General features: G+C 71.1%; 16 protein-coding genes. 7 read left to right on the forward strand and 9 right to left on the reverse strand.

Annotated elements, in window-relative coordinates:
• Positions 1-50: 50 nt before the first annotated feature.
• Entirely contained in the window at positions 51-1,988 is a 1,938-nt protein-coding gene (locus QCN29_RS19780; protein ID WP_279929684.1) for an SMI1/KNR4 family protein, read from the reverse strand.
• A 245-nt stretch (positions 1,989-2,233) separates the two neighbouring features.
• Between QCN29_RS19780 and QCN29_RS19785 the strand changes: the two genes are divergently transcribed.
• The 3 genes from QCN29_RS19785 to QCN29_RS19795 all read left to right on the forward strand — a co-directional run bounded on the left by QCN29_RS19785 (position 2,234) and on the right by QCN29_RS19795 (position 6,332).
• On the forward strand, positions 2,234-4,060 hold the full coding sequence (locus tag QCN29_RS19785; protein ID WP_240137037.1) for an acyl-CoA dehydrogenase: 1,827 nt from the start codon (positions 2,234-2,236) through the stop codon (positions 4,058-4,060).
• 211 nt (positions 4,061-4,271) lie between these two features.
• Positions 4,272-4,928: a Uma2 family endonuclease gene (locus tag QCN29_RS19790; RefSeq protein ID WP_398859512.1), complete on the forward strand. Its 657-nt coding sequence runs from the start codon at positions 4,272-4,274 to the stop codon at positions 4,926-4,928.
• Between the two features lie 93 nt (positions 4,929-5,021).
• Positions 5,022-6,332, forward strand: coding sequence for a M18 family aminopeptidase (locus tag QCN29_RS19795; protein ID WP_279929686.1), 1,311 nt, complete (start codon positions 5,022-5,024; stop codon positions 6,330-6,332).
• Here the strand turns inward: QCN29_RS19795 and QCN29_RS19800 are convergent.
• A complete protein-coding gene (locus tag QCN29_RS19800) occupies positions 6,312-7,913 on the reverse strand; it encodes an NHL domain-containing thioredoxin family protein (protein WP_279929687.1) in 1,602 nt (533 codons plus the stop codon). The genes QCN29_RS19795 and QCN29_RS19800 overlap by 21 nt on opposite strands.
• 190 nt (positions 7,914-8,103) lie before the next feature.
• Here QCN29_RS19800 and QCN29_RS19805 point away from each other — a divergent pair, with 190 nt between their 5' ends.
• Positions 8,104-8,943, forward strand: coding sequence for a hypothetical protein (locus tag QCN29_RS19805; protein ID WP_279929689.1), 840 nt, complete (start codon positions 8,104-8,106; stop codon positions 8,941-8,943).
• A gap of 142 nt (positions 8,944-9,085) precedes the next feature.
• Here QCN29_RS19805 and QCN29_RS19810 read toward each other — a convergent pair whose 3' ends face one another.
• Entirely contained in the window at positions 9,086-9,886 is an 801-nt protein-coding gene (locus tag QCN29_RS19810) for a carbon-nitrogen family hydrolase (RefSeq protein ID WP_240137044.1), read from the reverse strand.
• 174 nt (positions 9,887-10,060) lie between these two features.
• Here QCN29_RS19810 and QCN29_RS19815 point away from each other — a divergent pair, with 174 nt between their 5' ends.
• The gene (locus tag QCN29_RS19815; RefSeq protein WP_279929691.1) at positions 10,061-10,885 is read left to right on the forward strand and encodes a maleylpyruvate isomerase family mycothiol-dependent enzyme; all 825 of its coding nucleotides are present in this window, start codon (positions 10,061-10,063) and stop codon (positions 10,883-10,885) included.
• Between the two features lie 98 nt (positions 10,886-10,983).
• On the opposite strand, the gene QCN29_RS19820 is transcribed toward QCN29_RS19815, so the two are convergent.
• The 3 genes from QCN29_RS19820 to QCN29_RS19830 all read right to left on the reverse strand — a co-directional run bounded on the left by QCN29_RS19820 (position 10,984) and on the right by QCN29_RS19830 (position 13,530).
• Positions 10,984-12,297, reverse strand: coding sequence for an MFS transporter (locus tag QCN29_RS19820; RefSeq protein WP_279929693.1), 1,314 nt, complete (start codon positions 12,295-12,297; stop codon positions 10,984-10,986).
• Positions 12,294-12,998, reverse strand: coding sequence for a GntR family transcriptional regulator (locus QCN29_RS19825; protein WP_279929694.1), 705 nt, complete (start codon positions 12,996-12,998; stop codon positions 12,294-12,296). The genes QCN29_RS19820 and QCN29_RS19825 overlap by 4 nt, the downstream gene beginning before the upstream one ends.
• A gap of 82 nt (positions 12,999-13,080) precedes the next feature.
• Positions 13,081-13,530 (reverse strand): hypothetical protein, encoded by a 450-nt coding sequence (locus QCN29_RS19830; RefSeq protein ID WP_279929695.1) that lies wholly within the window; start codon positions 13,528-13,530, stop codon positions 13,081-13,083.
• 255 nt (positions 13,531-13,785) lie between these two features.
• Between QCN29_RS19830 and QCN29_RS19835 the strand changes: the two genes are divergently transcribed.
• On the forward strand, positions 13,786-14,118 hold the full coding sequence (locus tag QCN29_RS19835; protein ID WP_279929696.1) for a helix-turn-helix domain-containing protein: 333 nt from the start codon (positions 13,786-13,788) through the stop codon (positions 14,116-14,118).
• Here QCN29_RS19835 and QCN29_RS19840 read toward each other — a convergent pair.
• Genes QCN29_RS19840 through pdhA form a run of 3 tightly spaced genes read right to left on the reverse strand, consistent with a single transcriptional unit; the run spans position 14,105 to position 17,720 of the window.
• Positions 14,105-15,541 carry a dihydrolipoamide acetyltransferase family protein gene (locus QCN29_RS19840; RefSeq protein ID WP_279929749.1) on the reverse strand — a complete coding sequence of 479 codons (1,437 nt, stop codon included), beginning with the start codon at positions 15,539-15,541 and terminating at the stop codon, positions 14,105-14,107. The genes QCN29_RS19835 and QCN29_RS19840 overlap by 14 nt on opposite strands.
• Before the next feature lie 29 nt (positions 15,542-15,570).
• Positions 15,571-16,551 carry an alpha-ketoacid dehydrogenase subunit beta gene (locus QCN29_RS19845; RefSeq protein WP_279929697.1) on the reverse strand — a complete coding sequence of 327 codons (981 nt, stop codon included), beginning with the start codon at positions 16,549-16,551 and terminating at the stop codon, positions 15,571-15,573.
• A 2-nt stretch (positions 16,552-16,553) separates the two neighbouring features.
• Positions 16,554-17,720, reverse strand: coding sequence for a pyruvate dehydrogenase (acetyl-transferring) E1 component subunit alpha (gene pdhA / locus QCN29_RS19850; RefSeq protein ID WP_279929699.1), 1,167 nt, complete (start codon positions 17,718-17,720; stop codon positions 16,554-16,556).
• Positions 17,721-18,284: 564 nt separating this feature from the next.
• Between pdhA and QCN29_RS19860 the strand changes: the two genes are divergently transcribed.
• Positions 18,285-19,304: a phosphotransferase gene (locus QCN29_RS19860; RefSeq protein WP_279929700.1), complete on the forward strand. Its 1,020-nt coding sequence runs from the start codon at positions 18,285-18,287 to the stop codon at positions 19,302-19,304.
• Positions 19,305-19,540: the final 236 nt, after the last annotated feature.

The following is a 19,540-nucleotide window of genomic DNA, read 5'->3' on the forward strand; positions in this document are numbered from 1 at the left end:
TGGGCCGCGGGTGCGGATGGAGCGGAACCTGGGCTGAGGCCGCCGCGACTTCACCGGGGTGGATCGGCGTCGTCCGTCAAGGGCCCGAATCCCATGACGACATACGCTTCGCCCGGCCCGGGCTGCCTGGTCCACGACCGGGTGGTGAACGCATGCAGGCGGCCCTCGGTCAGTGCGAACCGCGGAAGCGAGACCCCGAACTCCGCGGCGATCGCCTCCAGGGCCGCCCGCTCGTCCCACTGGCCGGACGTGGAGAAGCGGTCCGGGGCCAGGGCCGGGGGTATCGCCCCGCTCCGCCGGATCTCGGAGCCCAGGGCCGTGAACGCGTACCGTTCCTCGCCGTTCACGGCGACCGACAGATGGAAGTAACCGGGGGACCAGTCCGGCCGGGCGGGCTCGTACCAGACGACCACCGCGCGGGTGCCCCGGGACGCGGCCGCCGCCGGTGAGGTGAAGCGCTGCTCGTTGAACGGGTTGGGGCGCGCGTCGAAGGCGAAGCTCCAGCCCGGACCCGCCCGGCCCACGGCGGTCAGCGCTTTGTCGTCGTACGTCGAACTGGGCCGGTTGACACGGAACTTCTGCTCTGCCTCCCAGCGGTCCATCGGGTCGTGCAGCAAGGCTGCCTGGTCGCCGTCGTCCGCGAGGTGCGCGGGCAGCTCCCCAGGCGCTGCTCCCTCCACCAGGACGAAACGGCATGCCCCGTCCCACCCTCTTGGGTCCGGCTCGGTCAGCCACGCCAGGCCGCCGGGGTCGAGGTCCGGCGCAGGGGCCGGTACGTCGCCGGACTCCCCGCCCCTGGGGGTGGCGAGCAGTTCCCGGCACCGCTCCGGGGTGAGGAGCGGCCCGAGGACTCGGTCGGCGAGCAGACCGACCGGGGCGATGTGGTCGGGGCCCACGGGCTGCCAGCCCGGCAGCGCATCGGTCAGCGTGCGCCAGGCCGCGTCCGTCTCACCCCAGCGGGCCTGCTCCCGCGCCGCCTCCACCGCTCGGCCGAAGGAGCCCGCAGCCGCGTAGCGGTAGGCGCCCTCACGCATCTGCCGCAGCACCTCGCGGCCGGTCTCCTGCACAACGTCGGGGGCCTGCATGAACCTCTGCAACCACCAGGCGTCCTTGTCGCGGCGGCTCTCCACGTGCCGGTGGCGCTCCACATGCGCGGCGGCCAGTACGGGCACCACCTCCGCCGCGTACACCGGATCACATGCGAGCCCGGCGAACTGCAGGCTCCGCGTATCCCCTCGCAGCGCGGTGATCTGCTCGTGCATGGCCCGCGCACCGGGCCGCCCGTAGGACGCCGCCTCCGCCAGCGCCGCCTCGGCCCGCTCCCAGTCTCCGCGCAGTGCGTCGCGCCGGGCCTGCTCCACGGACGCGTCCAGCGCCCGCGTCGTGGCGTTGTCGAACTCCCTCCCCTCAGGGCGGTTCGCCGCCGAGGCGTGGAACTCGCGGTACCTCGCCTGCATATAGTCCCAGAACGACGCGTACCGGTCGGGGCACTCACCCGCCCAGCCCTTGTAGACGTACACGGCCCATTCGCCGTCACCGTCCACGTCCCCAGGGTCCAGCAGGAGCCATGTCATATCGGACTCGACGTCCACTTCCAGCGCGCGGGCCCACATCCCGGCGAGCTGATCGTCCTCCCCGTCCGCGTAGGCCTCGGTCATGCCGAGCGCGTCCTCGTGCCAGCGGACGCCTTCCGAACCACAGAGCACCCAGACGGAGTCGCCGACGCACCGCCAGCCGTCGGCGACCTCCAGGAACCCGCGGTACGACGGCGGGAGCCGACGGCCGAGCCGCTCCTCAAGCGCCGTTATCCGGGCGGCGGGGACGGGCTCGGAGCCGAGCCAGCGCCGCCTCAGGGCTGCCTCATCCGCCTCATCGTCGAGCTCGCCGGGGTGGTGCGCATCCGCCCACTCCTCGCTCCACCGAGCAAGGAAGGACCGCCAGTCGAACGCCGTGTCCGTCGTCGTGTCCGTCGTCGTGTGCGTCGTCATGACAGAAAGCGTGACACCCGCCACTGACAAAGGGTGCTCGCGCCGCTATCCGCCCGCCTCCGCCTGCGTGCGAGATTCGGCCACCCTCAGCGACACCGCGGCGACCCTCCGCACCGGCGCCCGGCGAGGCGCGTCACAGATGCCCGGAAGGGGTTGCTTCTTATTACCGGCGGGTAGCATCATCGGTGCTACTTGCTGCTATGCAGGTGAGGAACCTGCCTCCCGATCCTTACGGAGCCGTCGCCATGGGGCACTACAAGTCGAATCTCCGCGACATCGAGTTCAACCTCTTCGAGGTGCTCGGCCGCGACAAGCTGTACGGCACCGGCCCGTTCGCGGAGATGGACGTCGAGACCGCCAAGAGCATCCTTGAGGAGATCGCCCGCCTGGCGGAGAACGACCTCGCCGCATCCTTCGAGGACGCCGACCGGAACCCGCCGGTCTTCGACCCGGAGACCAACACCGCGCCGGTCCCCGCGTCCTTCAGGAAGAGCTACCAGGCCTTCATGGACTCCGAGTACTGGCGGCTCGGCCTGCCCGAGGAGATCGGCGGCACCACCTCACCGCGCTCCCTGATCTGGTCCTACGCGGAGCTGCTGCTCGGCTCCAACCCGGCGATCTGGATGTACTCGTCCGGCCCTGCCTTCGCGGGCATCCTCTTCGAGGAGGGCAACGAGGTCCAGAAGAAGATCGCCCAGATCGCGGTCGAGAAGCAGTGGGGCTCCACCATGGTCCTCACCGAGCCGGACGCCGGCTCGGACGTCGGCGCGGGCCGCACCAAGGCCGTGCAGCAGGAGGACGGCTCCTGGCACATCGAGGGCGTGAAGCGCTTCATCACGTCCGGTGAGCACGACATGTCAGAGAACATCCTCCACTACGTGCTGGCGCGTCCCGAGGGCGCGGGTCCGGGCACCAAGGGCCTGTCCCTGTTCCTCGTCCCGAAGTACCACTTCGACTTCGAGACCGGCGAGCTGGGCGAGCGCAACGGCGTCTACGCCACGAACGTCGAGCACAAGATGGGCCTCAAGGCCTCCAACACCTGCGAGATGACGTTCGGCGACAAGCACCCCGCCAAGGGGTGGCTGATCGGCGACAAGCACGACGGCATCCGCCAGATGTTCATGATCATCGAGTTCGCCCGGATGATGGTCGGCACGAAGGCCATCGCCACCCTGTCCACCGGGTACCTGAACGCGCTGGAGTACGCCAAGGAGCGCGTCCAGGGCTCGGACCTGGTGAACTTCATGGACAAGTCCGCGCCCAAGGTCACCGTCACCCACCACCCGGACGTCCGCCGCTCGCTGATGACGCAGAAGGCGTACGCCGAGGGCATGCGCGCGCTGGTGCTCTACACCGCCGCACTCCAGGACGACATCGCCGCCAAGGAGGCCGCGGGCGAGGACGCCAAGCAGCTCGTCGCGCTGAACGACCTGCTCCTGCCGATCGTGAAGGGCTACGGCTCCGAGAAGTCGTACGAGCAGCTCGCCCAGTCCCTGCAGACGTTCGGCGGCTCCGGCTATCTGCAGGAGTACCCGATCGAGCAGTACATCCGCGACGCCAAGATCGACACCCTGTACGAGGGCACGACCGCGATCCAGGGCCAGGACTTCTTCTTCCGGAAGATCGTCCGTGACCAGGGCCAGGCACTGAACGCCCTCTCCGAGGAGATCAAGAAGTTCCTGGCGGTCGGCACCGGCGGCGAGGAGCTGGCCCCGGCCCGCGACGCGCTCGCCAAGGCGGCGGTGGACCTGGAGGCGATGGTCGGCGCGATGACCAACGACCTCATCGCCACCGGCGACGACGTCAAGAACATCTACAAGGTGGGTCTGAACACCACCCGCCTGCTGATGGCCTCCGGCGATGTCGTGGTCGCCTACCTGCTGCTGCGCGGCGCGGCCGTCGCCGCGGAGAAGCTCGAGACCGCCTCCGCCAAGGACAAGGCGTTCTACCAGGGCAAGATAGCCGCCGCGAAGTTCTTCGCCGCGAACGTGCTGCCGCACCTCTCCGTCGAGCGCGCGCTCGCCGAGGGCGTGGACAACGCGCTGATGGACCTGGACGAGGCTGCGTTCTGACCGTACTGACCGGTCTGGCCGTTCTGGCCCTCCCGACGGTCCCGACGGTTCCCGCGGCCCTCGCCGTTTGATCACGGGCGGCCCGCCTCCGGCACGAAACGGGGGCGGGCCGCCCGTCTTCTCCCTCCGCGACCACGGTCGACCTTCCCCGTACGGGTGACCTTGTGCCGTATCGCCGGGTGGGCTGGCTAGACGGCCGAGAATCCCGTCCATGGGAGGAACCATGACCGCCGAAGCACTGCCCGACTCGCAGAACCGGCAGCCGGACGGCACCACGCGCCGGCTCCGGCAGGCGAAGAGTTCCAAGTGGCCGGTACCGCCTGCCGGCGGATACACCGTGGACGACTTCTTCGCGCTCGAAGACCTCCCGCCGCACACCGAGCTGATCGACGGGAGCCTGGTTTTCGCGAGTCCGCAGCGCAACTTCCACACACTGGCGATGTATTTGCTGGAGAGCGGCCTGCGGCAGAACGTCCCCGAGCATCTGCGGGTGCGCCGGGAGATGGCCGTCGTGCTCGGCAAGCGCAACGCCCCCGAGCCGGACATCCTCGTGGTCAAGGCGGAGGCCGTGACCGGCCAGCGGCAGACCCGCTTCAACGCGGAGGACGTCGTCCTCGCCGTCGAGGTGGTCTCCCCCGACTCGGAGGACCGGGACCGCGACACCAAGCCGCACAAGTACGCCGGCGGCCGCATCCCCTACTTCTGGCGGGTCGAGATGGTGGGCGACCACGACCGGCCGATGGTCTGCACCTACCGGTACGACCCGGTGACCAAGGCCTACGTCAGCACCGGAACCCATCACGACCGGCTCAAGCTCCCCGTCCCGTACGACATCGACATCGACCTCACCGCCTTCGACGAGCTGTAGACCCCCTCAGCGGGCCGATCCCGAGGTGACCGACCCGCCACGGCTCCGCAACCGCTTGAGGACGTCGGCCCGACGCCTCATAGGCTGGGGCGCATGAGCAGAGCACCCGCCCGGTTCGACCGCGGCCACACCGACGACCTTCTGTCCTTCCTGGCGGCCGGGCCCTCGCCGTACCACGCCGTGGCCGCCGCGGCCGAGCGGCTGGAGAAGGCGGGGTTCCGGCAGGTCCGGGAGACGGACGCCTGGGACGGGTCGAGCGGCGGGAAGTATGTGCTGCGGGGCGGGGCGATCATCGCCTGGTACGTGCCCGAGGGGGCCGAGCCGCACACGCCGTTCCGGATCGTCGGCGCGCACACCGACTCCCCGAACCTGCGGGTCAAGCCGCTGCCGGACTCCGGCAGCCACGGCTGGCGGCAGATCGCCGTCGAGGTGTACGGCGGAACGCTGCTCAACACCTGGCTCGACCGCGATCTGGGGCTGGCCGGGCGGCTCACGCTGCACGACGGCGCCGAGCGGCTGGTCAACGTGGACCGGCCGCTGCTACGGGTGCCGCAGCTCGCGATCCACCTCGACCGGCAGGTGAACGAGGGTCTCAAGCTCGACCGGCAGAAGCACATGCAGCCCGTCTGGGGCCTCGGGGAGGTCGTGGAGGGCGACCTGATCCGCTTCCTGGAGCAGGAGGCGGGGCTGGCGCAGGGCTCGGTCGCCGGGTGGGACCTGATGGTGCACTCCGTGGAGCCGCCCGCTTACCTGGGCCGCGACCGGGAGCTGGTGACGGGCCCCCGCATGGACAACCTGATCTCGGTGCACGCCGGCACCGCGGCCCTGACCGCCGCGGCCGCCTCGGATGACCTCTCGTACATCCCCGTCCTGGCCGCCTTCGACCACGAGGAGAACGGCTCGCAGTCCGACACCGGCGCGGAGGGGCCGCTGCTCGGCTCCGTGCTTGAGCGTTCCGTCTTCGCCCGCGGCGGGAACGTCGAGGACCGGGCCCGCGCCTTCGCCGGAGCGGTCTGCCTGTCCTCGGACACCGGTCACGCGGTGCACCCCAACTACAGCGAGCGGCACGACCCGACTCATCTGCCACGCGCCAACGGCGGCCCCATCCTCAAGGTCAACGTCAACCAGCGGTACGCCACCGACGGCAGCGGACGCGCGGTGTTCGCGGCGGCCTGCGAGAAGGCCGGCGTGCCCTGGCAGACCTTCGTGTCGAACAACGCCATGCCCTGCGGCACCACCATCGGGCCGATCACGGCAGCCCGGCACGGAATCCGAACCGTCGACATCGGCGTGGCGATCCTGTCCATGCACAGCGCCCGCGAACTGTGCGGCGCGGACGACCCGTATCTGCTGGCCAACACGCTGACCGCGTTTCTGGCAGCTTCAAGCCCCGCCGGCGGTTGAGGCGCGGGGGCCGGGGAGGCACCCCGGTTCGGGAAGGGACGGGAGCGACGGGCGGGTGTCCAGCTTCTGGCCGGGCGGGGCCTGGAAGACCACATCGAGCCGCAGGGTCCCGGGGGCGACCTCGGTCGCCGCGCGCTGCGTGCGGTGCGCCACCGCCTCCACACGCACCGCCTCCTCCGGCAGCCTCAGCCGGGTCAGCCGGTGCCGCCCCGACTCGACGACCACGATGTCGTCGCCGGCCAGCACCGCACCGCTGGGCTCGCGCAGATCCGTGGCCAGCGTGGTCACCTCGCCGGACGCGGGATCGTAACGGCGCAGGGCGTGGTTGTAGGTGTCGCTGACCGCGACCGACCCGTCCGGCAGGGCGGTCACGCCCAGCGGATGCTGCAGCAGCGCCTGCCCCGCCGTCCCGTCCCGGTGCCCGAAGTCGAACAGGCCCGTGCCGACCGCCGTGTGGACGACGTCCTCCGCGTCGATCCAGCGCAGCGCGGACGTCTCCGAGTCGGCGATCCACAGCCGGTCCCCGGCGGCCGCGAGCCCCGACGGCTGGGCGAACCAGGCCTCGGCCGCGGGCCCGTCCACCAGGCCCTCGTTCGTGGTGCCCGCCGCGGCCTGCACCGTCCCGGCCTCCGGGTCGTAGGTCCACAGCTGGTGCACCCCGGCCATGGCGATCCACAGCTTCCCGCCCCACCAGGCCACGTCCCACGGCGACGACAGCGACACCTCACGGGCCGGCCCGGCGGTCGGCTCGCCCTGCCACCACTGGCGGCCGGTGCCGGCGAGCGTCTCGATCGCCCCGCTCCCGGGGTCGTACGCCCGGATGCGGTGGTTCACGGTGTCGGCGACCGCGACCCGCCCGTCGGGCAGCAGCGCAAGCCCCTGCGGCTCCTTGAAGTCCCCCTCGCCGATCCTGCGCACCACGCTCTCGCCGTCCGGGGCGAGCTCGACGAGCTGGTGGCGGGTGGAGTCGGAGACGAGGAAGTGCCCGGACGGCACCAGCAGCGCCTTGCCGGGGAACCGCAGATGCGTCGCTGCGGGCTCCGGCGGCACATAAGGCCCGTCGCCGCGCCGCAGTGTCCCCTTGGCCTCGTGCTCGGCCTCCAGCTCCGCCACCAGCCGCTCGATGGCATGCGCATGCCCCTCACCGGCGTGCTGGGCGACGACATACCCCTCGGGGTCGATCACCACGAGCGTCGGCCACGCCCGGACCGCGTACTGCTTCCAGGTCGCCAGCTCCGGGTCGTCGAGCACGGGGTGGTGCACCTGGTAGCGCTCGACGGCGTCCACGACGGCCTGGTGGTCGGCCTCGTGCACGAACTTCGGCGAGTGGACCCCGACGATCACCAGTGTGTCGCGGTGCTTCTCCTCAAGCTCCCGCAGCTCATCCAGGACGTGCAGGCAGTTGATGCAGCAGAAGGTCCAAAAATCCAAGATCAATGTGCGACCTCGGAAGTCGGCGAGCTTCAGATCCTTCCCGCCGGTGTTGATCCATCCGCCCTTGCCGATCAGCTCAGGGGCGCGGACACGGGCACGGCGGTGCGGAATCGCGGAGCCGGAGGAGGCGGCCGAAGCAGCGTTCATGGGAACAAGGGTGCCATTGCGGTGCGGGGGCATTGACTCGGATGGGTGAGCCCAAGGGGACGCATGGGGCATTTCTCCGGGACAATTGCCCTGTGGCTGGTTCAGTTCGTGCACCCTGTCGGGTTGCTCCACCGGCCCGATAGAGGTTCATGCGCAGCAGTAATGCCCCCAGCCCAACGGAGGTGCGCTCATGACGCCAGACCCGACCGGCCCGTCGGAGGAGACGCCCGGCAAGAGCCGGTTCGACGACATCTACAACGAGCCCGACCCACGGCCGTACTTCCGGCGGCTGCAACCCTTCGAGTACGAGATTCCGCATCAGGCCCAGAACGTTTTCCGCCGAGTCCTGGCCGAGCGGGCCAGGGCGCCCGGCGCCGAGGGCCCGGTGACCGTGCTGGATCTGTGCTGCTCGTACGGGGTGAACGCGGCGCTGCTCAACCATGACCTCACGCTGGCCGACCTGTATGCGCACTACACCAGCCCGGAGGCGGGCTCCCTCACCTCGGCGGAGCTGATCGAGCGGGACAAGGAGTTCTACGCCTCGCGCCGGCGCTCCGACGCCGTCCCCGTCGTCGGCCTCGACGCCGCGGACCGCGCGGTGCGCTACGCCCAGGCGGTCGGGCTGCTCGACGCGGCGTTCGCGGAGAACCTGGAGCGACATCCCCCCAGCGACCGGCTCCGCAGGACCCTGGCCGACGTCGACCTGATCACGGTCACGGGAGGCATCGGCTATATCACCCACACCACGTTCGACGCCCTGATGTCCGGCACGACGCCGGGGCACGTCTGGGTCAGCGCGTTCGCCCTGCGGATGGTCTCGTACGACGCGATCGCGGAGACGCTCGCGGAGCACGGCCTGACCACGGTCTCCGACCCGTCGCAGGTGTATCCGCAGCGCCTGTTCACCGGGCCGGACGAGCAGCGCAACGCCCTCGAACAGCTCCGGCTGACGGGCCACGACCCTGCGGGGCTGGAGAGCGAGGGCCGGTACTACACCCTCCTGTACGAGTCCCGCCCCCGGAGGACGTAGCTCTCCGCGGAGTCCGGCGGGAGGCGCGGTGCGGGTCCGCCATGTGCGGGCCCGCACCGCGCGCGTCCGGACCAGCACGGCACACTCGCCCGGCCCGCACGGCCGCCCCGGACCTCGCCCGGCACGCACGGCCGCCCCGGGGTCAGGACGCGGAGCGCGGGGGCTCGACGCCCAGCACCCGGTCCTTCAGCGCCGGGAACTGCTCCCTCGTCGCCGTCACCTTCGCCGCGTCGAGTTCAACGGTCAGGACCTCCTCCGCCGTGCCCGCCTCGGCGAGCACCTCGCCCCACGGGTCGACGACCAGGCTGTGCCCGGCCTGCTCGACCCCGGCGTGCGTGCCCGTCGTGCTGCACGCCAGCACATATGCCTGGTTCTCGACGGCGCGGGCCCGCGCCAGCAGCGTCCAGTGCCCGCGGCGTCGGGCGGGCCAGCCCGCGGGCACGACGAAGCCCTGTGCACCCGCGTCCGTCAGCTGCCGGAACAGCTCTGGGAAGCGCAGGTCGTAGCAGGTCGCAAGGCCGAGGGTCAGCTCCGGCAGCGCCACGGTCCGCGGCGTCGTGCCCGCGCCCATCAGCGTGGCCTCGCCCTGGTCGAACCCGAAGCGGTGGATCTTGCGGTAGGCGGTGACCCGCTCTCCGGCCGGGCTGTAGACGAGCGAGGTGTTGTAGAGCACGCCGTCCGCGGCGCGCTCGACGATCGAGCCCGCGTGCAGCCAGACCCCCGTGTCGCTCGCCGCCTTCGCCATCGCCTCGTGCGTCGGGCCGTCCAGCGGCTCGGCCTCCTCGGCGAACGCCTGGTACGAGAAGGCGCCCACCGGCCACAGCTCCGGCAGGATCACCAGATCGACGTCTGACTGTTCCCGTACCAGCGAAGCCACTCTCTGCCGCCGGGAGTCGACCGACTCCTCCGGGTTTACCGCGATCTGCATCAGCGAAGCGCGCACACTACCACCGTCCTGGCATTCGAGCCGTCAACACGGGCCTACGATCGTCACACGAAAGCTCTGCCACTGCCCTGCCGGGCAGCGTAATTTAACTGTCGAAGCTGCCACCCGCCCCCCACACGAAACCGTCCCGCCGTATCCGCTGTATCACCCGCTGAACCGCCGAGGGGTCCCGTGACCGTCCATTCCAGCCTCCAGACCTACGCCGATGCCTGGACCCACTCCATCGAAGCGATATCCGAGCTGGTGACACCACTGGCCGAGAGCGAATGGAATCAGCCAACTCCCTGCCCGGGCTGGTCGGTGCGCGACGTCGTCTCGCACATCATCGGCATGGAGTGCGAGACGCTGGGCGATCCACGGCCGATCCACACGCTCCCCCGCGATCTGTTCCATATGCAGGGCGAGCTCGCCCGCTATATGGAGGTGCAGGTCGATGTGCGACGGCACCACACCGCGCCGGAGATGACCGCGGAGCTGGAGTACACGATCATCCGCCGGGCCCGGCAGCTGCGCAACGAGAACCGCGCCCCCGACACCACGGTCCGCGCGCCGCTCGGCGCGGAGCAGACCCTCGAACTCGCCATGCAGATGCGGGCGTTCGACGTCTGGGTGCATGAGCAGGATCTGCGGACGACCCTCGGCAAACCGGGCAACCTGGACTCCCCGGGCGCTCACGTCGCCCGCGACGTCCTGCTGGGAGGCCTGCCGAGGGTGGTCGCCAAGGAAGCGGGCGCACCGCCGAATTCGGCGGTGGTGGTGGATGTGCAGGGGCCGGTGGAGTTCCTGCGCACGGTCCGGGTGGACGAGAACGGCCACGGCACGATCGACGGCTCGCCCTCGCTCGGCCCGCTGGTGACGCTCGCCACGGACTGGGAGACCTATATGCGGCTGGCCTGCGGACGGGTGCGGGCGAGCGCCGTGGAGGACAAGGTCAAAGTGGAGGGCGACGGGGCGCTGGCGGCGGCGATCCTGGAGAGGTTCGCGCTCACCCCGTAACCGGGGCTCCGCCCCGAACCCCGTGCGGGGGCTCCGCCCCAGACCCCCACGCCCCAGGGCGTAGGGGGAGGGGTGGGGGAAGGACGCGCTGGGACGGCCTACGCGGGTACGTGCACCGTCTCCACCCGGCTCGCCACCAACCGCTCCCGCTCCCGCCGAACCGCCCGCCCCCGCAGCCGCAGGATCTGCCAGACGCCCAGCGCCTGGAGGACGAAGACGGAGGAGAAGGCGGTCCGGTAGTCGTCCCCGGTGGCGTCCAGCAGCACGCCCACGGCCAGCAGCGTCGTCATGGAGGCGATGAAGCCGCCCATGTTCGTGATGCCGGACGCCGTGCCCTGGCGCTCCGGCGGATTCGCGGGGCGGGCGAAGTCGAAGCCGATCATCGAGGCGGGCCCGCAGGCGCCCAGCACCGTGCACAGGGCGATGAGCAGCCAGACGGGTGCGTGGTCGCCGGGCCAGGACAGGGCTGCGGCCCACAGGGCGGCCGTCGCACCCACCGTGCCGAGGGCGAGCGGGGTCCGTGCGGCATGGCAGCGGGCGATGATCTGCCCGTAGACCAGGCCGACGGCCATGTTCGACAGGACCACCAGGGTGAGCAGCTCGCCCGCGGTCTGGCGGTTGAGACCCTGCGCCTCGACCAGGAACGGCATGCCCCACAGCAGCAGGAACACCATCGCGGGGAACTGGGTGGTGAAGTGCACCCACAGGCCGAGCCGGGTGCCCGGCTCCCGCCAGGACGCGGCGATCTGCCGCCGTACGTAGGCGACGCCGGCATGGTGGACGGGCGGCGGCTCCTGGCCTTCGGGGTGGTCCTTGAGGAAGAGCAGCACCAGCGCCAGCACGACGAGCCCGGCGAGCGCGCTGCCCGCGAATGTGGCCGTCCAGTCGAGATGGTGCAGCATCCGGGCGAGGACGATCGTGGAGACGAGGTTGCCCGCCATGCCGAAGAGCGCGGCCACCTGCCCGATCAGCGGCCCCCGGCGGGCCGGGAACCAGCGGGCGCCCAGGCGCAGCACGCTGATGAAGGTCATGGCGTCGCCGCAGCCGAGCAGCGCGCGGGAGGCGAGGGCCATTCCGTACGAGGGGGAGAGCGCGAACCCGATCTGCCCTGCGGTCAAGAGCACGATGCCCAGGGTGAGGACCTTCTTGGTGCCCAGCCGGTCGACCATCAGGCCGACGGGTATCTGCATGCCCGCGTAGACGAGCAGCTGGAGTATCGAGAAGGCGGACAGGGCGGAGGCGTTGACGTGGAAGCGGTCGGCGGCGTCGAGTCCGGCGACGCCGAGGCTGGTGCGGAAGGTGACGGCGACGAAGTACACGGCGACGCCTATGCCCCATACCGCTGCGGCGCGCCGGCCGCCGGGCGGGTCTGCGGACAGGCCTGAACCCGCCGGGGAGGCGGCCTGGCTCACCGGGCCTCACCCCGGACGAGGTCGCGGACCCGTCCCACGTGGCCGCTCACACAGCGGGCGGCGCCCTCGGCGTCCCCGGCCCGCAGCGCCCGAAGGATCTCGGCGTGCTCCGCGATGCTCTTCGCGATGCGGTCCGGGTGGGCCTCCATGACGGCGACGCCCATCCGCAGCTGGCGGTCGCGCAGCTGGTCGTACAGCCGGGACAGGATCTGGTTGCCGGCCTGCCGGACGATCTCCGCGTGGAAGCACCGGTCGGCCACGGCGACCGCACGCAGGTCCCCTTCGCGCGCGTGCCGCCGCTGTTCCTCCATCAGCTCCTCCAGCCGTGCGACGAGCCGTGCGGGCACGGGCACGCACTTCCGCACGGCGTGCTCCTCGACGAGCAGCCGGGTCTCCACCACATCGGAGATCTCCTGTGCGGAGACGGCGAGGACCAGCGCACCCTTCTTGGGGTAGAGCTTGAGCAGTCCCTCCATCTCCAGCTTCAGCAGCGCCTCGCGCACGGGCGTACGCGACACCCCGACGGCCTGCGCCAGCTCGCCTTCGGTGAGCAGCGTCCCGCCCTCGTAGCGGCGGTCGAGCACGGCTTCCTTGACGTGGTGGTAGACGCGTTCGGCGGCGGGCTGCTGAGAGGCGGACGACGAAGACGCGGCGGACGAAGACGCGGGGGACGGGTCTGAGGAACGTGCGGCGGCCAGCATGCGCACAGCATAGATACAAGTGGTGTGCATCAGCAGGGCCCGTCCACGATCCGGACGGGCCCCGCCGCTGGTCCGGCCGGCCTCAGCCGCCTATGGGCATCCAGCCGCTCCATGCGCCGGCCGCCTTGTTGGCGCCGTCCGCGCCGTTGCGCACGACGACCCGGAACTTCACATCGCCGCTCTCACGCATGTTGTAGTTGCACTCGCCCCAGCCTCCGTCGGCGGTGCCCGTCCAGTGGCACTCGCCGGAGCGGCCGTAGTCCGTGCGCCACTCGGCGACGACGCGCAGCCCGTCGGCCTTGTTGTCCTTCATCAGGAACTTGTCGCCGTACGACTGGAAGCAGGCCGTGCCCGCCAGGTCGCCGCCCCGGTAGACGTACCGGCAGTGCGTGTAGTCCGCCAGGGCGCCGTCGCCCACGGGCGCGGCCTGTGTGGCGCCGCCGCCGTTGCCGGCCGCCTGCGCGGGAAGCGAGGTGCCCAGGACGGCGGCCATGCCCGCGGCAGCGGCCGCGACTGCGTAACGAAGCTTCAAGGTGCTCTCCTCCATGAACCGTTCGCCGTGCGGATGTTCGATGGAACGCCTTTGCGCTTCGGAAGCTAGTTGTGGCGATGTCGCGTACAGAAGGAACTTCGGATGTATCTGTCGCCTTCCCGCCATCTTCCCGTTTACGAACGGTTGGCCGGGGCGCGGCTGGGATTCCGCCGGAGCCCGGGGTTACCGTGGGCTCGCTGCCGCGGAAAGCGACCTCAGGGGGCCGGGTTACGTGTGACCAGGGAGGGGACCACGATGCAGGGGGCATCGGAACGTCGGCACATCGTCGAACTGCTGGTGCGGGGCTGGAGCGACGACCGCATCTCGCGCGAACTGGCACTCAGCAAGCGGACCGTCCAGCGCCGCGTCCGGCGCCTGATGCAGGAGCACGGCTGCTCCAGCCGCTTCTCCCTGGGCTTCACGCTCGGGCTGCGGCTGGGCATGCGTGCGCTGAGCCGCCCGGGCGGCAATGCGAAGGGCCCGGGCGGCAGTGCGAAGGGCCCGGGCGGCAGTGCGAAGGGCCCGGACGCACCGTCGCGTCCGGGCCCTCGGCACACCTGGGCCGAAAGATCCGTCAGGCCCAGGTGATCAGGCGCTTGGGGCGCTCCAGGATCGCCGCTACGTCGGCGAGGACCTTGGAGCCCAGTTCGCCGTCGACCAGGCGGTGGTCGAAGGAGAGGGCGAGTGTGGTGACCTGACGGGGTTTCACCTTGCCCTTGTGGACCCAGGGCTGCGGCTTGATCGCGCCGACCGCGAGGATCGCGGACTCGCCCGGGTTGAGGATGGGCGTGCCCGTGTCGACGCCGAAGACGCCGACGTTGGTGATGGTGACCGTGCCGCCCTGCATGGCCGCCGGGGTGGTCTTGCCCTCTCGGGCGGTGGCGACCAGCTCCGCCAGGGCCTGGGCGAGCTGGGGCAGGGTCATGGCGTGCGCGTCCTTGACGTTCGGCACGATCAGACCGCGCGGGGTGGCCGCGGCGATGCCCAGGTTCACGTACTCCTTGCGCACGATCTCCTGGTCGGCCTCGTGCCAGGAGGCGTTGACGTCCGGGTTGCGCTTGATCGCGACCAGCAGCGCCTTGGCGATGAGCAGCAGCGGATTGACCCGCAGCCCTGCCATGTCCTTGTCGGACTTGAGCTCCTCGACGAGCTTCATCGTGCGCGTCACATCGACCGTGACGAACTCCGTGACGTGCGGCGCGGTGAACGCCGAGCCGACCATGGCCGCGGCCGTGGCCTTCCGTACTCCCTTGATCGGGATGCGGGTCTCCCGGGCGCCGGACGGGACCGCGGCGGGGGCCGCCGGGGCCTCGGGCTCCGGCGCGGGCGCGGCGGGGGCCGCCGGGGTCACGTGGGCCGGCGGGGCCTGGACCGGTGCGACGGCGGCGTGCACGTCCTCGCGGGTGATGATGCCGTCCGGGCCGGTCGGGGTGACCTGGGTCAGATCCACGCCCAGGTCCTTGGCCAGCTTGCGCACCGGCGGCTTGGCGAGCGGCCGCGGGGCGGGGACCGCGGCCGCGGGACCGTGGCCGTTCATCTCCGTCTGGATCGCCGCCACGGCGGCCGCGGGCGCCGCCGTGGCGGGAGCCGCCGGTCCCGGAGCGGCCGCGGCCTGGGCGGCTGCGGCCTGCTTGCGCGGACGGCGCTTGGTCGACGACCGGGCGACGCCGTAGCCGACGAGGACCGGCTGCCGGCCCTCGGGCTCAGGCTCCGGCTCCGGCTCCGGCTCGGGTGCGGGTGCGGCCTGCGGTTCGGCGTGCGGAGCCTCGGGCTCCGCCGCGCCGCCGCCCGCCGCGACGTCCACGGCGATGATCGAGGCGCCCACGTCCACCGTGGCCCCCTCGGGGAAGTGCAGCGCGTGCACCACGCCGTCATACGGAATCGGCAGCTCCACGGCCGCCTTCGCCGTCTCCACCTCGCAGACGGCCTGCCCGTCGGTCACGGTGTCACCGGGCTGGACGTACCACTTGAGGATCTCGGCCTCGGTCAGTCCCTCACCCACGTCGGGCATCTTGAACTCGCGGATCACAGCAGTTCTCCTCAGTACGCCAGCGCGCGGTCGACGGCGTCGAGCACCCGGTCGAGGCCCGGAAGGTACTCCTCCTCCAGCCGTGCCGGCGGATAGGGGGCGTGGAATCCGCCGACCCTGAGCACCGGCGACTCCAGGCTGTAGAAGCACCGCTCGGTGATCCGGGCGGCGACCTCCGCGCCGGAGCCGTAGAAGACGGGCGCCTCGTGGACCACGACCAGCCGGCCCGTCTTCTCCACGGACCTCTGGATCGCGTCGAAGTCGATCGGGGACATCGACCGCAGGTCCAGCACCTCGACCGACTTGCCCTCCTCCTCGGCGGCGGCCGCCGCCTCCAGGCAGACCTTCACCATCGGCCCGTACGCGGCCAGCGTCAGATCCGTGCCCGGGCGGGCCGTGCGTGCGGCGTGCAGCGGGCCGGGGATGGCGTCGACATCCACCTCGCCCTTGTCCCAGTACCGCCGCTTCGGCTCGAAGAAGACCACCGGGTCGTCGGACTGGATGGCCTGCTGGAGCATCCAGTACGCGTCGGAGGACGTCGACGGCGAGACCACCTTCAACCCCGCGACATGCGCGAACAGCGCCTCGGGCGACTCGCTGTGGTGCTCGACCGCACCGATGCCGCCGCCGTACGGAATGCGCACCACGACCGGCAGCTTGATCTTGCCCAGCGCACGGGCGTGCATCTTGGCCAGCTGCGTGACGATCTGGTCGTACGCCGGGAAGACGAACCCGTCGAACTGGATCTCCAAGACCGGCCGGTAGCCGCGCAGCGCGAGGCCGATCGCCGTGCCGACGATGCCGGACTCAGCGAGCGGGGTGTCGATCACCCGGTCCTCGCCGAAGTCCTTCTGCAGTCCGTCGGTGACCCGGAAGACGCCGCCGAGCTTGCCGACGTCCTCACCCATGATCAGGACCTTGGGGTCGTTCTCCAGCGCCGTGCGCAGCGACTCGTTGAGCGCCTTGGCGAGGGGAAGCTTCTGCACCGCCATGATCAGTTGCCCTCCTCGGCGAACGACGCCTGGTACGCCGCGAACTGCGCCCGCTCCTCGTCGACGAGCGCGTGCCCGTCCGCGTAGACGTTCTCGAAGATCGCCATGTCGTCGGGGTCGGGCATCGCCCGCACCGCCTCCCGCACCCGCTTGGCGAGCGTGTCGCTCTCCTCCTCCAGGGCCGTGAAGAACGCCTCGTCCGCGTGGCCCGCCGCCTCCAGATGGGCGCGCAGCCGCTGGATCGGGTCCTTCGCCTCCCAGGCCAGACGCTCGTCGTCGTGGCGGTACCGGGACGGGTCGTCGGAGGTGGTGTGCGCGCCCATCCGGTAGGTGAACGCCTCGATCAGCGTGGGGCCCTCGCCGCGGCGTGCACGCTCCAGCGCCCAGCGGGTCACCGCCAGACACGCCAGCACGTCATTGCCGTCCACGCGCACGCCCGGGAAGCCGAAGCCCTCGGCCCGCCTGTAGAGCGGCACACGGGTCTGCTTCTCGGTGGGCTCGGAGATCGCCCACTGGTTGTTCTGGCAGAAGAACACCACCGGGGCGTTGTAGACGGCGGAGAAGGTGAACGCCTCCGCGACGTCGCCCTGGCTGGACGCGCCGTCGCCGAAGTACGCGATCACCGCGGAGTCCGCGCCGTCCTTGGCCACGCCCATCGCGTAGCCCGTCGCATGCAGAGTCTGCGAGCCGATGACGATCGTGTAGAGCTGGAAGTTGTTGGTGTTCGGGTCCCAGCCGCCGTGGTTCACGCCGCGGAACATGCCGAGCAGATTGGTCGGGTCGACCCCGCGGCACCAGGCGACGCCGTGCTCGCGGTAGGTCGGGAAGACATAGTCGTCGTCGCGCAGGGCCCGGCCGGAGCCGATCTGGGCGGCCTCCTGGCCCAGCAGCGAGGCCCACAGGCCCAGCTCGCCCTGGCGCTGCAGGGCGGTGGCCTCGGCGTCGAATCGGCGGGTGAGAACCATGTCCCGGTACAGCCCGCGCAGCTCCTGAGCGCTGAGCTCGATGTCGTACTCGGGGTGCTCGACCCGCTCCCCCTCGGGGGTGAGCAGCTGTACGAGCTGGGGCTCGGATGCCTGCGGGCTCTGCTGCTTCTTGGCGGCGCCGGTGCGCTTGCCAGCGGCGCCGCTGCGTCGCGGTTTGCGCGCGGCAGTGCTCTCCACGGTCACGTGCGTGCTCCTCCGTCGGTCCGGCCCCCGGGTTCGCCGGGTAGGCCAGTGCGGCTCGCCCTGTTGTCCGTACCCGTGCACGGGGTGGGTGCGACTCGGCCGGGAACAGGTGTGGAAGGTGCCCCGGCACGGGTCTGCAAAGGCACGTTACCCAGTGTGCAGCATTCCTGCGAAACCCCACTTGACCTGCGATTTTGCTTGGATTTCCAAGTAAATCGAGAAAGTCGGGAACAATCACTGGTCACAGCCTTGCAGGTGGCCGGAACACCGGCACGTTATCCCGGTCACCCGGGGCACGGGAAGAGTCCGAGTGTGAGACTCCTTCCGTGCGCGAAGAAGGATAAATCACCGTTTTTCTGCTCGATGACCACGAAGTGGTCCGGCACGGCGTCCATGAACTGCTCTCAAACAGCACTTCCACACGGATCGCCCGGCTCGACGGAAGCGCCGGAGGACCGGGCGGCGGACAGGCGGCTGACAGGGCCGCCGATCGTCACGGTGCACGCACCGGCCCCTTACGAAGAGCGTCCACTGCGCCACGCCGGGTGATCTAACATCTGACGGGTGCCGCGCTCATCTGCTACTGCTCCGCCTCCCGTCGGCGCGCTGCTGCGCCGCTACGAGAATCCGGGCGAGCCGCTCTCCTGCAAGCCCGTCACCCAGGGACTGCTGAACCGCGGTTACCGCCTCGCGACGACCCGCGGGGCGTACTTCCTCAAGCACCACCTCGACGGCGACCAGGAGGCGATCAACCGTCAGCACCGGGCGACCCAGCGGCTGCAGGCCCTCGGAGTGCCGGTCGCGCCGCCCCTAGAGGACGCGCAAGGGCGCACGGTCGCGGTCATCCAGGGCCGCTGCTACGCCCTGCACCCATGGGTCGACGGCCGGCACCGGGACGGCGCACAGCTCACCGCGGCGCAGTCCCGGCGGCTCGGCGCGCTGCTTGGCGCGGTGCACACCTGTCTGGAACGGGTGATGTCGCCCGACCTCGAACAGCGCGGGCGGACATACGAACATGCGAGCGCGGACCCCGAGGAGACGTTCGCGCTCATCGACGAACTGCTGGGGCTGGTGCGGGGGTCGCGTCCACAGGAAGCGTTCGACGCGCTCGCCGAACACCGGCTGCTCGAACGGCGCGCCCTGCTGCGCCGCCACGCCGACCGGCGGCCGCCGCCGGGTTCGGCGCGCGGCTGGGTGCACGGCGACTTCCATCCGCTGAACCTGCTCTACCGCGGGCACGAGCCCGCGGCGATCGTCGACTGGGACCGGCTGGGGTTCCATCCCCGGGCGGAGGAAGCGGTCCGGGCCGCCGCGATCTTCTTCGTCCGCCCCACGGGCGAGCTCGAACTCCCCAAGGTCCGCGCCTATGCCCGCGCCTACCGCCGCACGACGGGCGCGGACCCGGCGGAACTCGCCGCCGCCGTGCACCGCGTGTGGTGGGAGCGCCTCAACGACTTCTGGATCCTCCGCTGGCGCTACCAGCTCCACGACCGCAGGGCGGACCCCCAGTTCCCCGCGACATCGGCGCTCGCGGTGTGGTGGACGCACGAATACGACGCGGTCCGCGAGGCGTTCACGACCTGACGTCCGCCTCGCCCGCCCACTCGCCCCATGGCTGCGGGCTCCGCCCACACACCCCGGAGGCCGGCGCGGACCGCGCCGATCCGGGCTCCCCCGGAGAAGCCGCACGGCGTTCTCGACGGCGTGCAACCGCCACTTGCCGGACGTGGGCCAGCCCCATGACTCCGCCTCACCGGGTGAGCCCGGGGGCTCCGACCGCGGCGAAACCCACGGGGCAGCCCCTCCCCGGAGAGGGACGA

Source organism: Streptomyces chengmaiensis (assembly GCF_029846775.1).
GTDB classification, from domain to species: Bacteria; Actinomycetota; Actinomycetes; order Streptomycetales; family Streptomycetaceae; genus Streptomyces; species Streptomyces chengmaiensis.

What these genes read in the sequence shown, in the direction of transcription:
- QCN29_RS19800 (WP_279929687.1), bottom strand. Translation starts at nt 7,913, where the DNA reads ATGAACGCTGCTTCGGCCGCCTCCTCCGGCTCCGCGATTCCGCACCGC.
- QCN29_RS19780 (WP_279929684.1), bottom strand. Translation starts at nt 1,988, where the DNA reads ATGACGACGCACACGACGACGGACACGACGACGGACACGGCGTTCGAC.
- QCN29_RS19795 (WP_279929686.1), top strand. Translation starts at nt 5,022, where the DNA reads ATGAGCAGAGCACCCGCCCGGTTCGACCGCGGCCACACCGACGACCTT.
- QCN29_RS19805 (WP_279929689.1), top strand. Translation starts at nt 8,104, where the DNA reads ATGACGCCAGACCCGACCGGCCCGTCGGAGGAGACGCCCGGCAAGAGC.
- QCN29_RS19845 (WP_279929697.1), bottom strand. Translation starts at nt 16,551, where the DNA reads ATGGCGGTGCAGAAGCTTCCCCTCGCCAAGGCGCTCAACGAGTCGCTG.
- QCN29_RS19835 (WP_279929696.1), top strand. Translation starts at nt 13,786, where the DNA reads ATGCAGGGGGCATCGGAACGTCGGCACATCGTCGAACTGCTGGTGCGG.
- QCN29_RS19785 (WP_240137037.1), top strand. Translation starts at nt 2,234, where the DNA reads ATGGGGCACTACAAGTCGAATCTCCGCGACATCGAGTTCAACCTCTTC.
- QCN29_RS19825 (WP_279929694.1), bottom strand. Translation starts at nt 12,998, where the DNA reads ATGCTGGCCGCCGCACGTTCCTCAGACCCGTCCCCCGCGTCTTCGTCC.
- QCN29_RS19840 (WP_279929749.1), bottom strand. Translation starts at nt 15,541, where the DNA reads ATGCCCGACGTGGGTGAGGGACTGACCGAGGCCGAGATCCTCAAGTGG.
- QCN29_RS19790 (WP_398859512.1), top strand. Translation starts at nt 4,272, where the DNA reads ATGGGAGGAACCATGACCGCCGAAGCACTGCCCGACTCGCAGAACCGG.